This window comes from Flavobacterium sp. (assembly GCF_965277525.1).
GTDB lineage: Bacteria > Bacteroidota > Bacteroidia > Flavobacteriales > Flavobacteriaceae > Flavobacterium.
The window spans coordinates 1,232,813-1,246,658 of sequence record NZ_CBDIDC010000005.1; the positions used below are offsets into that span (position 1 = coordinate 1,232,813).

The 13,846-nt window shown below is 34.5% G+C and carries 17 protein-coding genes; 12 read left to right on the forward strand and 5 right to left on the reverse strand.

Features of this window, described 5'->3' with window-relative positions; genetic code table 11:
* Positions 1-40 precede the first annotated feature (40 nt).
* The 6 genes from ACQY44_RS13710 (at position 41) to proC (ending at position 5,843) form a co-directional block, all read left to right on the forward strand.
* Positions 41-1,822 (forward strand): tetratricopeptide repeat protein, encoded by a 1,782-nt coding sequence (locus tag ACQY44_RS13710; protein ID WP_428230894.1) that lies wholly within the window; start codon positions 41-43, stop codon positions 1,820-1,822.
* Positions 1,823-1,884: 62 nt separating this feature from the next.
* On the forward strand, positions 1,885-2,196 hold the full coding sequence (locus tag ACQY44_RS13715; protein WP_428230895.1) for a DUF4286 family protein: 312 nt from the start codon (positions 1,885-1,887) through the stop codon (positions 2,194-2,196).
* A 37-nt stretch (positions 2,197-2,233) separates the two neighbouring features.
* Positions 2,234-2,428 carry a hypothetical protein gene (locus ACQY44_RS13720; protein WP_428230896.1) on the forward strand — a complete coding sequence of 65 codons (195 nt, stop codon included), beginning with the start codon at positions 2,234-2,236 and terminating at the stop codon, positions 2,426-2,428.
* 121 nt (positions 2,429-2,549) lie between these two features.
* The gene (gene rsmA, locus ACQY44_RS13725; protein WP_230033791.1) at positions 2,550-3,329 is read left to right on the forward strand and encodes a 16S rRNA (adenine(1518)-N(6)/adenine(1519)-N(6))-dimethyltransferase RsmA; all 780 of its coding nucleotides are present in this window, start codon (positions 2,550-2,552) and stop codon (positions 3,327-3,329) included.
* Positions 3,319-4,725, forward strand: a complete 1,407-nt coding sequence (gene mgtE, locus ACQY44_RS13730; RefSeq protein ID WP_089353730.1) for a magnesium transporter — start codon at positions 3,319-3,321, stop codon at positions 4,723-4,725. Before rsmA ends, mgtE begins: the two co-directional genes overlap by 11 nt.
* 341 nt (positions 4,726-5,066) lie before the next feature.
* Positions 5,067-5,843: a pyrroline-5-carboxylate reductase gene (gene proC, locus ACQY44_RS13735; RefSeq protein WP_428230897.1), complete on the forward strand. Its 777-nt coding sequence runs from the start codon at positions 5,067-5,069 to the stop codon at positions 5,841-5,843.
* A gap of 239 nt (positions 5,844-6,082) precedes the next feature.
* Here the strand turns inward: proC and ACQY44_RS13740 are convergent, their stop codons facing one another.
* The 4 genes from ACQY44_RS13740 to ACQY44_RS13755 are packed head-to-tail and all read right to left on the reverse strand — an operon-like array spanning position 6,083 to position 8,474.
* A complete protein-coding gene (locus tag ACQY44_RS13740; RefSeq protein ID WP_428230898.1) occupies positions 6,083-6,616 on the reverse strand; it encodes a hypothetical protein in 534 nt (177 codons plus the stop codon).
* Between the two features lie 4 nt (positions 6,617-6,620).
* Positions 6,621-7,766: a Na+/H+ antiporter NhaA gene (nhaA, locus tag ACQY44_RS13745; RefSeq protein ID WP_428230899.1), complete on the reverse strand. Its 1,146-nt coding sequence runs from the start codon at positions 7,764-7,766 to the stop codon at positions 6,621-6,623.
* 15 nt (positions 7,767-7,781) lie between these two features.
* The gene (locus tag ACQY44_RS13750; RefSeq protein WP_428231199.1) at positions 7,782-8,333 is read right to left on the reverse strand and encodes an aspartate/glutamate racemase family protein; all 552 of its coding nucleotides are present in this window, start codon (positions 8,331-8,333) and stop codon (positions 7,782-7,784) included.
* Positions 8,334-8,474: a hypothetical protein gene (locus ACQY44_RS13755; RefSeq protein WP_428230900.1), complete on the reverse strand. Its 141-nt coding sequence runs from the start codon at positions 8,472-8,474 to the stop codon at positions 8,334-8,336.
* A 106-nt stretch (positions 8,475-8,580) separates the two neighbouring features.
* On the opposite strand from ACQY44_RS13755, the gene ACQY44_RS13760 reads away from it, so the two are divergent.
* From ACQY44_RS13760 to ACQY44_RS13785, 6 genes are all read left to right on the forward strand, one after another.
* Positions 8,581-9,525 (forward strand): 2-hydroxyacid dehydrogenase, encoded by a 945-nt coding sequence (locus tag ACQY44_RS13760; protein ID WP_428230901.1) that lies wholly within the window; start codon positions 8,581-8,583, stop codon positions 9,523-9,525.
* A 180-nt stretch (positions 9,526-9,705) separates the two neighbouring features.
* Complete coding sequence (locus ACQY44_RS13765) at positions 9,706-10,077, forward strand: DUF805 domain-containing protein (RefSeq protein WP_428230902.1); 372 nt, start codon at positions 9,706-9,708, stop codon at positions 10,075-10,077.
* Between the two features lie 18 nt (positions 10,078-10,095).
* Positions 10,096-10,479, forward strand: a complete 384-nt coding sequence (locus tag ACQY44_RS13770; RefSeq protein WP_428230903.1) for a DUF4234 domain-containing protein — start codon at positions 10,096-10,098, stop codon at positions 10,477-10,479.
* A 127-nt stretch (positions 10,480-10,606) separates the two neighbouring features.
* The gene (locus ACQY44_RS13775; RefSeq protein ID WP_428231200.1) at positions 10,607-10,918 is read left to right on the forward strand and encodes a DUF2752 domain-containing protein; all 312 of its coding nucleotides are present in this window, start codon (positions 10,607-10,609) and stop codon (positions 10,916-10,918) included.
* Between the two features lie 52 nt (positions 10,919-10,970).
* Positions 10,971-11,246 (forward strand): TM2 domain-containing protein, encoded by a 276-nt coding sequence (locus ACQY44_RS13780; protein ID WP_428230904.1) that lies wholly within the window; start codon positions 10,971-10,973, stop codon positions 11,244-11,246.
* A 224-nt stretch (positions 11,247-11,470) separates the two neighbouring features.
* Entirely contained in the window at positions 11,471-11,848 is a 378-nt protein-coding gene (locus ACQY44_RS13785) for a DUF805 domain-containing protein (RefSeq protein ID WP_428230905.1), read from the forward strand.
* A gap of 81 nt (positions 11,849-11,929) precedes the next feature.
* Here the strand turns inward: ACQY44_RS13785 and ACQY44_RS13790 are convergent, their stop codons facing one another.
* The gene (locus ACQY44_RS13790; protein WP_428230906.1) at positions 11,930-13,741 is read right to left on the reverse strand and encodes a GNAT family N-acyltransferase; all 1,812 of its coding nucleotides are present in this window, start codon (positions 13,739-13,741) and stop codon (positions 11,930-11,932) included.
* Between the last annotated feature and the right edge of the window lie 105 nt (positions 13,742-13,846).

The following is a 13,846-nucleotide window of genomic DNA, read 5'->3' on the forward strand; positions in this document are numbered from 1 at the left end:
GCTATCGGGAGAAACTGAAAACTGAAAAAAAACTGAAAATATGAAAAACATCTTTATCTATATCGTTTTGTTGTGGTCTGTTTTTGCATCAGCACAAAATGAGCAATTGGCTCAATATTACTACGATAAAGGCGATTTCGAAAAAGCTAAAATCAGTTATGAAGAGCTTTTAAAAAGCTCACCATCCAATACCCAATATTTTTTAAGAACGATCGATTGTTATCAGCAATTGCAACAGTTTGATGTGGCTCAAAAAGTTATTGAAGATCGTTATAACAGATACAAGCAGGGCGTTTTTTTGGTAGAATTGGGATATAATTTTCAATTACAGAAAAACGATACCAAAGCCAAAAATTACTATGAACAGGCTATCGCGAAAATCAAAACCAACCCGAATGATGTTTACGGAATTGGAAATTCTTTCGAGAAAAAAGTACTGCTCGAATATGCTTTAAAATCGTATCAGACTGCGATGCAGGTGCAGCCTAATTATAATTTTAATTTCCAGATAGGGATGTTGTACGGCCAATTAGGAAAGACGGATCAGATGATTGATCTTTTACTGACGGAATCATACAATAACCAACAGAATGCAAATTTAATCCAGACACAATTATCGCGTTTCATGAATGGTGAAACCGATAATACAGCTTTTAAAGATGCAATGCGTAAAGCCTTGATTTTAAGAACTCAAAAAGATCAGGATGTGTTTTGGAACCACTATTTAAGCTGGTTTTATGTGCAGCAGAAAGAATTTGGAAAAGCGTTTATTCAGGAAAAAGCTATCTATAAACGAGATCCGGAATCGCTTTCGAGTATTGTCAATCTAAGTCAGTTTGCACTGAATGAAGATGACACCGAAACTGCAACAGAAATTCTGAATTTTATACTTCAAAACACCAAAAACTTAGATTTACTGATTCAGACGAATTCGTATTTAATGCAAATTAAAATAGATAAAGCGCAGGAAAAAGATTATTCAATTATCAATACAGAGTTACAACAATTGCTTGCAACCTATGAAATAACTCCTTTTACCTTATCTTTGCAAATAATTCAGGCGCATTTCCTGGCTTTTAATCTTAAAAAGACTGAAGAAGCCAAGACAATTATTAAAAAAGCATTAGAATTAAATTTGAATGATTATCAAAGAGCAGATGCAAAGATGGAGCTGGCTGACATCTTGCTTTTAGAAGAAAAGTTCAATCAGGCGTTGATTTATTATTCGCAAATTCAATTGGATTTAAAGAATGATGTAATGGCACACGAAGCAAGTTTAAAAGCCGCGAAAACAAGTTATTACAAAGGCGATTTTGAGTGGGCTCTGAAACAGTTTAAAGAGTTGAAAGCCGCAAATACACAATTAATAGCAAATGATGCGCTGGAATATTTTTTACTGATAAATGACAATACGGTTGCTGATTCGACACAAACAGCATTAAAACAATTTGCAAAAGGCGATTTTTTAATCTATCAGAATAAAAAACCGGAAGCAATTGCTCAGTTTCAGAATATTTTAAAAACCTTTAAGGGACAGGAAATAGAAGCTGTAACATTGTTGCGTTTAGGTAAAATTTATGAAAGTCAGAAAGATTTTAATTCGGCTTTAAGTCAATACCAGCAGATCATTGACAATCACAGCGACGGAATATATGTAGATGAAGCACTGTTTTTTTCAGCAGAAATTTACAACGATGAATTGCATGATACAGAAAAGGCAAAACCTTTGTATGAAAAGGTAATTTTTAACCATCAGGACAGTATTTACTTTGTTGATGCTAGAAAAAAATACCGCGAGTTAAGAGGAGACAAGAATTTATAGTTTGGTTGAACCGTTTATTCGGTTAAACGTTTAACCGAATAAACGATTAAACAAGAATAGAAATGATTATTTACAACGTTACCACAAATATACACGAAAGCGTTCATGACCAATGGTTAAAATGGATGCAGGAAAAGCACATACCGGAGATTCTGGCTACTAATAAGTTTTCTTCGGCAAGAATTGTCAGGGTTTTAATTGAAGAAGAAATGGGTGGAATCACCTATTCAGTACAATATGTTACGGACAGCAAAGAAACTTTAGATCAGTATTATATCGAAGACGAACCCGCTTTTCATCAGGAAGCTTTAAGTTTATTTGCTGATAAGATGCTTTCTTTCAGAACCGAATTAGAAGTGATTTCTGAGCATTAAGATTAAGTTTTTCAGTCTCAGTTAAAAATAGAAAATTATGGAAATTCGATTTCAAACTAAAGAAGAAAGTAATAAACAACAACAAGAAGATTTTTTGAAGTTGTCTAAAGTTGAAAGGTTTTATAGTTTTTTACGCTTAAGTGAGAGAATAAGCAGATTTCCTGTGAAGAATAAGGTCGATAAAAATAAAGATAATTTCCAGATTGTAATTGATTTGGAAAAGAAAAAATAAAACTTTGTGCCTTCGTGCCTTTGTGGCAAATTGAGCAAAACAGAAATAAAAATAAAACTTTGCGTCTTAGCGTCTTCGTGGCAAAAAAACCTTAGTGCCTTTGTGGCTAATAAAAAAGAAAATGGAAAAAGTAAAAGCCAAAAAACATTTAGGACAACATTTCCTGAAAGACGAAAGTATCGCCAAAGCAATTGCAGATACTTTAAGTTTAAAAGGATACGATGAGGTTTTAGAAATAGGACCGGGGATGGGTGTGTTGACTAAGTATTTGCTTGACAAACCAATTAATACACACGTGATCGAAATTGATGGAGAATCTGTGGTGTATTTGGGTGAGAATTATCCAAAACTAAAAGATAAAATTATCTCTCAGGATTTCCTGAAATACAATATAAACGAAGTTTACGAAAATAAACAATTCGCTATTATTGGGAATTTTCCCTATAACATTTCTACGCAAATCGTTTTTAGAACTTTAGAATTCAAACATCAGATTCCGGAATTTTCGGGGATGTTTCAAAAAGAAGTGGCCGAAAGAATTTGCGAGAAAAAGGGCTCAAAAGCGTACGGAATCTTATCTGTATTAGCCCAGGCTTTCTATGATACTGAGTACCTGTTTACGGTAGATGAAAACGTTTTTATTCCTCCGCCCAAGGTCAAGTCGGGTGTGATGAAAATGACCCGAAAGGAAGATTATAGCCTTCCGTGTGGAGAAAAGTTGTTTTTTACGGTTGTAAAAACGGCTTTTCAGCAAAGACGAAAAACATTACGTAACAGTTTGAAAACATTAAATTTATCAGATGAATTGCGATTAGACACTATCTTTGATAAGCGTCCGGAGCAATTAAGCGTGGAGGAATTTATTGTTTTGACTCAAAAAATAGAAGCCGATGGAGTTTAAAATCAGCAAAGAGCTAATTAAAGAAATAGCTCAACTCATTCAAGCTAAAAATAATAAAGAGCTGGAGGTTTTATTAAATGACATGCACCATGCCGATTTCGCTGAAATCCTTGATGAAATTGACATTGATGAAGCAACTTATATATTTAAGGTATTAGATAGCGAAAAAACAGCCGAAATTCTTCTGGAATTAGAGGATGATTTGCGTGAACAAATCTTAAATAGACTTTCGCCTAAAGAAATCGCTGAGGAGCTGGATGAACTTGAAACCAATGATGCGGCGGATATTATTGGTGAACTTTCGAAAGACAGAAAAGCTGAAGTAATTTCTGAACTTCAGGACGTTGAACACGCAAAAGGAATCGTTGATTTATTGCGCTACGACGAAGATACTGCCGGAGGTATCATGCACAAAGAGTTGGTGAAAGTCAACGAAAACTGGAACGTACTTACTTGCGTAAAAGAAATGCGTATTCAGGCCGAAAATGTTTCAAGAGTACATTCTATCTACGTTGTTGATGATGAAAACAGATTGAAGGGCAGATTGTCGCTTAAGGATTTACTGACCACTTCGACCAAAACACAAATTTCTGATATCTATATTAGAAAATTATATCATGTAAATGTTGAAACACCTGATGTTGAGGTAGCCAGAATGATGGATAAATACGATTTGGAAGCCATTCCTGTCGTAGATGAATTAGGACGTTTGGTAGGCCGCATTACAATTGATGATATTATCGATGTCATAAAAGATGAAATAGAAAAGAGAGATACCGAAGACATTCAGAAATTTGGGGGTCTTGAAGCATTAGAATTACCTTACGTTCAAACCCGTCTGGGCGAGATGGTTAAAAAGAGAGCCACATGGTTAGTCGTTCTTTTTATAGGAGAAATGTTCACTGCCTCGGCAATGGGATTTTTTGAAGGCGAAATTGAAAAAGCAGTAGTTTTGGCATTATTTGTTCCGCTTATTATTTCGAGTGGAGGAAATTCTGGATCTCAGGCCGCAACCCTTATCATTCGTGCCATGGCATTGAAAGAACTTACACTAAAAGACTGGTGGTATGTAATGAAAAAAGAAATTGCATCAGGTTTTTTATTGGGTGCTATTTTGGGAATTGTTGGTTTTATCAGGATTATGGTTTGGCAGCAAACTGGTCTTTATGAATATGGAGAACACTGGTTAGCAATTGGGGCTACAGTTTCACTTTCGTTGGTTTTTATTGTTTTATGGGGAACGCTTTCAGGATCTATGATACCCTTTTTACTGAAGAGACTTAAACTCGATCCCGCGACTTCATCGGCACCATTTGTGGCTACTTTGGTCGATGTGACAGGATTAGTCATTTATTTTACAATTGCTTCTTTATTGTTAAAAGGGAAGTTGTTGTAAGAATAAAATAGATCTGCTAAATTTTTTGCAAGGTTTGTTCATTACGACCACAAATCTTAAATTGTCTATAGAGGAACGCAGATTAAACGGATTCGCTATCGCGAAAACACGGGTTAAACGGATTTTTCATCTATTATTTTTGAAAATCCGTATCATCCGCGTTCCTTTCGCAATGAGTTAGATAGAATAACGCTTTTGGAATAGCCAGAATGATTCTTGACTTTTAGATTTTTGCCACAAATTGATCCATTGCAGTGATTTAAAATCTGTAAAATCTGCGTAATTTACACGTCGAAAAATGGGCTGTTAAACAACCAAAAATAAATCAAAAACCAACCAGAATGAAAGTACATATAATAGGAGGAGGAAACCTTGGTGTTTCTATTGCCTTAGGAATTGCCAAGTTCTCGAAAAACAATCAGGTTACCGTTACAAGAAGAAACACGGCTAGTATTCAGTATTTATCAGAATACGGAATCACGGTTTCATCAGATAATAAACATACCATTCAGGAAGCCGATGTGGTGATTTTAACCATAAAACCGTATCAGGTTGATATTGTTTTGGCTGAAATTCTGCCGGTAATTAAGGGAAAAACCATTGCTTCGGCAGTAAGTGGATTATCGCTGGATATGCTTCAGGAAAAAACGAATAACGAATATCCGGTTATACGAATTATGCCCAATATCGCAGCACAATTTGGGGAATCAGCGACTTGTATTTCTTTCCCTGAAAAAGACAGAGAAAAAGCATTACCAATCGTTGACTTGTTTCAGGATTTAGGAACTGCTCCGGTAATCGATGAAAAATTAATGGATGCCGCAACAGTTCTTGGAGCATGTGGAACAGCATATGCCTTAAGATACATTCGTGCCTCAATGCAGGCCGGAATCGAAATAGGATTTGATTCTCAAACCGCATTAGCTATTGCTGCACAAACCGTAAAAGGAGCTGCAAAAATGCTGTTAGAAGAAAAAGTACATCCGGAACAATTAATCGACCGTGTAACAACGCCACAAGGCTGTACCATTGTTGGATTAAACGAAATGGAACACAATGGTTTCAGTTCTTCATTGATTAAAGGTATTAAGACTTCATTGAAACAGATTAAAGGTTAGATACTATATTAAAACCCAATATTTTAAAATTCCAAATTCCAACTTTTAAGTGTGGGGTTTGGGATTTCTTGTTTTTTAGCAGAATGTAAACCCGCTTTTTTGTCACTTCAACGGAGGAGAAGTCACGGTTATTCGACAAAGATTAATGATTTTCTTTACAGCATTTATAATGCGATTTCTCCCTTCTGTCGAAATGACAATATTGTGATAATTGGAATTTAGAATTTAAATATTGGAATTTACTTTTTTATAAGTTGGATATATTTCCTCCCACATTCAGAAATCTTAGTATATGAATTCATCGAATTCCCGTAATTCTGAATCGTCAGGGTGTCTTTGACATAACTGGCATCAATTCCAACAGGTATTTCTAACTCTTTATGATCAGTTTCGGTAGAATCGGATTCTTCTTCACGGCTGATGTCTCCCTCAAATTCATCCCATTTTATACCCTCTAAAGTGATATATTTTTCTCCGGATTCATTTTTGGTAAAACTTGCAATGCCTTTTAGTTTTCTGAGCTTTGTTTTTAGGACATAGCTATATCCATTTTTAGCTTTCAATATTTCAACAGAAATTGCACATTCTTCCGTACTGTTTGGGTCCGGTTGTGTTTCGTAAAACCCTTCGATTGATTCTTTCTTTTTGATTGTTGAATCAATAGCAATTTTTTCAGGTTTCCTTTCGTCGACAACAGTTTTTGGCTTATTGCTACAAGCTGAAATTAGCATCGCAGAGAAGAATACAATTATGATTTTATGAATGTAGTTCATGATATTAGTTTCTTTTTTTCTTCGCTAAAGTATATTTGAGATAAATTAATCCAAAAGTACCTGAAAGTATTGAAGCAATTAAAATGGCGATCTTAGAAAAAACAATAGTTTCGGGGTCTTTAAAAGCCAGGATAGTAATGAAGATGGACATTGTAAAACCAATTCCGCCTAACATTCCGGCACCTAGAATATGCGCCCATTTGAGGTTTTTAGGCAACGAGCACAATCCTGCACTGACACCAATAGAAGAGAAAAGTACGATTCCAAGAGGTTTCCCAACAACCAGTCCCAGAATAATTCCGATAGTATTAGGGTGACTCAAACCTTCATGCCAGTCTGATTGAATGGCAATGCAAGTGTTGGCAATGGCAAACAAGGGTAAAATAATGAATGCAACAGGTTTGTGTAGAAAATGTTGTAATTTATACGAAGAAGAATTTTTTCCACCATCGCCAAACGGAATTACAAATGCCAGTATAACTCCGGTAATTGTGGCATGAACACCTGAATTTAGCATGAAATACCACATCACTACACCGCCAATTAAGTACGGAATCAAGTTGTGAACTTTCATACGGTTTAAAATAAATAACAGTCCCCAGATTCCTAACGCAATAGCTAGATTTACAAACGCGATTGATGTGGTGTAAAATATAGCAATAACAATTATGGCCCCTAAATCATCTATAACTGCCAGTGCTGTTAGAAATACTTTTAAGGATGAAGGGACTTTTTTGCCTAAAAGCGATAAAATTCCAATGGCAAAAGCAATATCAGTTGCCATCGGGATTCCTGCCCCGTTTTGAGTAGAAGTTCCAAAATTTAAAGCCAGAAAGATCGCCGCCGGAACCAGCATTCCGCCAAGAGCCGCCATAATAGGTAATGAGGCATTTTTGATGTTAGAGAGTTCACCGTGATAAATTTCCCGTTCTAATTCTAAACCAATTAGTAAAAAGAATATCGCCATTAGGCCATCATTGATCCAGTGTGTGATCGAATGCCCGTTTAAATCCTTTTCCCAAAAAGCAATATATTCTGTCTGAAAAGAAGAGTTAGCCAGATAAAGTGATATAATCGTAACAAAAAGCAAGAGCAATCCTCCTGATTTCTCGTTGTTAAAAAAGGCTTTAAAAGTTTTGGTTAGTTTCATTTTCAAATTTGGTATTTATTCTAATGCAAATTCGACAGCTTTTCGTGCATGAATTTCGGCTGTTTTAAACAATTTAGCATTAGTATATTCATTAGTAATTAATAATTCTATTTCTGTACATCCTAATATAATTCCTTCAGCTCCCTGATGGATTAAATCGGTTATTATTTCTAAAAAGATCTTTCTTGAATTGCTGCTTATTATTCCTTTTACGAGCTCTTCGTATATAATTCTATGAATCTCATGTCTTTGTTTTTGGTCAGGAATTATAGTTTCTATGTTGTATTTGTTTAGCAATCTGCCTTTAAAAAAATCTTGTTCCATTGTAAAAGAGGTTTCTAACAATCCTATTTTTTTAAAATTTTCTTCGTTAATCTTTTCGGCAGTTGCATCGACAATATGAATTAAAGGAATTGATATGTTTTTTTCTATCTCATCAGATAATTTATGCATAGTATTGGTACATAATACAATAAAATCTGCTCCGCTTTTTTCAAGTCTTTGAGCTGCTCCGGTCATTAAAATCCCTAGTTTATCCCATTCTCCATTTTTTTGTAAAGCTGCAATTTAATTAAAATCAAAAGAATACATTATGGATTCGCAAGAATGAACACCTCCTAGTTTTTCCTGAACGGTTCTATTTATTACCTGATAATATAATGTAGAACTTTCCCATGACATGCCTCCTATTAAACCAATTGTTTTCATAAAACCGTTTTATGCGAATTTACACATTTATTAGCGATTTTTTGGATTAAAACAGAAAGCCGTATTTTTTTTGTTACTTTGTTTTTCTAATTTAAGTTATAATTTCATGTCAATTAAAATTCTTCATATCGATAGCAATCACCCCATTTTATGGCAACAATTAGAAGAAGCAGGTTTTGAAAATCATGCCGATTTTAAATCTTCAAAAGAAGAAATTGAAGCTAAAATTCAGGATTATAACGGAATCGTAATCCGAAGCCGGTTTAAAATTGACAAAACCTTTTTGGATAAAGCTGTCAACCTGAAATTTATTGCCAGAGTAGGAGCGGGTTTGGAAAGTATTGATTGTGATTATGCCGAAGCAAAAAGAATTCATTTGATCGCAGCACCGGAAGGAAATCGTAATGCCGTTGCCGAACATTCGCTTGGTGTAATCTTATCCTTGTTTAATAATCTAAATCAGGCCGACGCCGAAATTAGGGCGGGACACTGGAATCGCGAAAGTAATCGGGGACATGAGTTAGACGGTAAAACTGTTGGGATTATTGGTTACGGAAACATGGGAAAAGCGTTTGCGAAAAAACTGCGCGGTTTTGAAGTCGAGGTTTTGTTTCATGATATTTTAGAAAATATTGGTGATGAAAATGCCAGACAAGTTTCATTGCAGGAATTACAGCAAAAAGCTGATGTTTTGAGTTTGCATCTTCCGTGGACTCCTGAAACGGATAAAATGGTTAATGCCGGCTTTATAAACGCATTTACAAAGCCATTTTGGATCATAAATACTTCACGCGGCAAAAACATTGTCACGGCAGATTTAGTTGAAGCGATGAAGAATAAAAAGGTCCTGGGTGCAGGTTTGGATGTTTTGGAGTATGAGAAATTGTCTTTTGAAACGCTTTTTCAGGATAAAAATACTCCGGAAGCTTTTCAATATTTATTACAAGCTAAAAATGTTCTTCTGACGCCTCATATTGCAGGTTGGACGTTTGAAAGTCATGAACGACTGGCACAAGTGATCGTTGATAAAATCAAAAAGGTATTTCTTTAAAATCAAAGTAAATTTGTTTGGATACTTATAACAAGTGTTTTCTGTAGAATAAAGTTATTTAGAATTAGTTTTTATAAGTATTTTTTTTTAATATTGTTTTGAATTTTAACAAAATTTTAAAGATTAAGGAGTAGCCGAAAATCCTAAAAGAGTAGGTATTAACGAACTAATTATATAATTATGATTGAATGGTACAAAAAAGTGGTTTTTGAAAACTACGCGAATTTTAACGGAAGAGCAAGAAGAAAAGAATATTGGATGTTTTTCTTGGCAAACATTCTTATCAGTTTTGTTCTCGGTTTCGTCCTTGGATTAGTTTCACCTACTTTAGGGTTAGTTGGAAATGTTTATAGTCTGGCAGTTTTGATTCCGGGAATTGCAGTTGGTGTCAGAAGAATGCACGACGTGGGTAAAAGCGGATGGTTTCTTATTATTCCGATATACAATTTAATATTAGCTTGTACAGAAGGTGATAAAGGCGCAAATGAATATGGTCCGGATCCTAAAAACGAATTCGATGAAATCAACGAGATAGGAAACGTTGAATCATAAATAACTAAATGATAAGAAATGGAAAACAATTTTCAAGAGACGTCTAATAATTTTAATGAGCCAATTCCGGTATTTAAGGTAGATCCTATTATGGTTTTGCTTTTTGGTTTTTTAACCTGCGGATTATATTTAATTTATTGGAACATTAAAGTTTCTGAGGTTTTGAATGCTGTTGCGGGAAAAGAAGTTATTTCGCAGCCTATTGCAATTTTTGCGGGATGCTGTACACCGGTAAATATTTATTTTTATTACCTGGCGGGAAAAGAGGCGTTACCAAAAGTTTACGAAAGAACAGGAGAGCTTCAAAAAGACCAGTCAACTTTATTAATTGTTTTAGGATTCTTTTTTCCTTTTGCAGCTGCAATGATAGTACAAGGTGATATCAACAGATTATACAAATAATAACAGAATAAAACGTAAAATTTACGGAATTATCGGTGCAGCAATTACACTGATAGTTCCGTTTTTTTTAATGCTTAACAATCACAACGACCATTTAGAATCGGATCAGTCCTTTTGTCCTTTTAAAATGGTTACCGGTTTTCCGTGCCCGGGTTGCGGTATAACAAAATCATTGGTGTACTTTTACGAAGGTGATATCTACAAATCGGTCAGTTATCATATTTTAGGGCCTTTTGTTATTGTATTTTGCTGGCTAACCATCATTATATTGATAACAGAAATTATTACCAAAAAAGAATACTTTACAAGCCTTTTATACAATAGAAAACTAGCCTGTAATATGGCTTATTTTTTAGCCTTTTATCATTTCGTACGATTGATTTTTTTTGTACGGAATAATTCTTTTGACGCTATCTTACATCAGTCGATCTGGTTTTAAGATGTAAATGCGTAATACCAAAATTGAATTCAATAACTAAAACTTTATAAAAATGGAAAATACCAAAACAGAACATTGGAATAATCCTCCCGTTCGTCGTCAGGAGAATAAAAAGATAGTTGCCGGAATTTTAGCTATTTTATTAGGCTATTTGGGTATTCATAAATTTTATTTGGGATACAATAAAGAAGGAATTATTCAGCTGATTCTTGGGTTTGTATTCGGCATAGGAGGTTTAATAGGTATTATAGAAGGAATAATTTACCTAACGAGATCTGATGAAGAGTTTTATCAAACCTATCAGGTTGGTAAAAAAGGCTGGTTTTAAAACATAGAAAATCCCATACGCATATGGGATTTTTTTTACAGCGTTTTTCACTATATTTCATTGTGTTTCTCCAGCTTCAGGATTGTCTTTTCTTATTATAAAAAAAACTTTTAGCATCAATTCATTTATTTTAGACTGATTAATCTTGTATTTTGAAGCAAGGCTTCTAAAAGGAGGAACTGAAAATCCAAAAGAGTAGGGAATAATTTTGTAAATAAGTAATTATGATTGAGTGGTACAAAAAAGTGGTTTTTGAAAACTATACAAATTTTAAAGGAAGAGCAAGAAGAAAAGAATATTGGATGTTCTTTTTAGCGAATGCAATTATATCAATTGTTTTGGGTATTGTAGATGGTGTATCAGGTTTAACTTTTGGTGCAGCTGAAACCGGAATATTGGGACTAGTGTATAGTCTGGGGGTTATTGCTCCTTCTATTGCAGTCTCTGTGAGAAGAATGCACGATGTTGGTAAAAGCGGATGGTTTATTTTTATTCCAATTTATAATTTGATATTAGCATGTACAGAAGGTGATAAAGGAGTGAACGAATATGGTGCAGATCCTAAAAATGAAAACGAATTAGATCAGATTGGTAAGGAATAACAGACTTACTTTTTTGAGGGTATTAAAAATGAAAAACCCCATCTGCAGCTGCAGATGGGGTTTTTGTATATTTAAATCTGATTATGAATTAATATCTTCTTTCTCGGATAATTTACGCTCTAATTCTATTTGAAACTCTTCGATAACAGGTTTCATGGTGCTTTCAGGAATATCAGCGATTCTGATGTACATTAAACCATCTACGGCATTGTTGAACAAAGGATCGACGTTGAAAGCTACAACACGTGCATTTTGCTTGATGTACTTTTTGATTAAAACTGGCAAACGTAAATTCCCTGGTTCTAATTCGTCAATGATTTTATCAAATTTATTCAGGTCAGATTCTGCTTCATCGAAGATAAAGTCCTTGTCAGCATCTTTTAGTTTTACCTTATACGCTTTCTTCGGATGAATGTATTGTGCGATATAAGGATCATAATAATTAGACTTCATAAACTCAATCATCAATGATTTTGAAAAATCAGAGAATTGATTGCTGATACTTACGCCGCCTAGTAAATATTTATGTTCAGGATAACGTAATGTTGTATGGATAATACCTTTCCATAACAAGAACAAAGGCATTGGTTTTTGCTGGTATTCTTTGATGATAAAAGCACGACCCATTTCGATCGATTTGTGCATCATATCATGCAATTCAGGTTCGAATCTAAATAAATCATTCAGGTAAAAACCTTCAATACCGTATTTTGGGTAGATTTCAGAACCTAATCCCATTCGATAGGCACCTGCGATCTTTTTGGTTTCATCATCCCATAAAAACATATGATGGTAATATTGGTCAAATTTGTCTAAGTCGATAGATTCATTCGTTCCTTCCCCCACTTCGCGGAAAGTGATTTCACGCAAACGGCCAATTTCATGCAGGACATTCGGGATAGATTTTGCTCTTGCAAAAAATACCTCATAGTTTTTACTTTGCAATAAACGACAATCGCTATTTCTCAACATGTTCACCTCGTCAATCATTTTTGATTCACTTGCAGGTGTTACGATCTTTTTAGGTGCTTTTGGGATTTTTAAACTTGCTGTATCCAATAATTTGGTATCCTTTTCAAAAGGATTTGCCAGCATATAGGTTTTCTTTCTTAAGAATTCTGAGTAATCTTCAAACGTTTCAAATTCGTTTTGCTCGTTTACAGAAATTGGTTTTCCAATCCGAACTTTAATCACGCGATCTTTCTGCGTTAGTAATTCTGATGGTAATTTTGCCGTACGTAAAGTATCATCGATTTTAGAAAGCCAATAAAACAATTTGCTGTTTTTAGCATGAAAATAGATAGGTACAACTGGAACTTTAGCTTTTCTGATCAATTTCAAAGCGCCTTCTTCCCAAGGTTTGTCGACTACTAATTTTCCATCTCTGTAAGTCGAAACTTCCCCGGCAGGGAAAATCCCTAACGGTTTTCCGTCGCTTAAATGACGTAAAGTTTCTTTTATTCCAACCACACTCGATTTAGCATCCTTGTGATTCTCAAAAGGATTAACCGGCATGATGTATTTTTTAAGCGGAACAATTCGGTGTAATAAAAAGTTGGCGATAATCTTGAAATTAGGTTCTCTTTCCAGCATTAATTTCAAAAGCAAAATACCATCAATTCCTCCAAGCGGATGATTTGAAATGGTAATGTAAGCGCCATCTTTCGGTAAACGTTTTAAATCTTCTTCCGGAATTTCAAACTTAATTTGCAATTCGTCTAATACTCCGTTTAAAAACGCAAGATCTTCTAAATGTTTATTATGATCATAAATTTTATTAAGGGTAGAGATCTTAAGGACCTTCATAAGAATCCAACCTGAAAAAGTACCAAGAACCCCGTACTTATCAACATTTATTGCCTTTGCAACTTCTTTCGCGGTAACTAAACCCATGTACTATTTTTAATTTATTAGAGCAGCGAACAAAGATAACAAAAAACTCTACTTTTCGTTGTTTCAAACACAAACTTTCCACTTTTTTATTACATTTGGAATCCT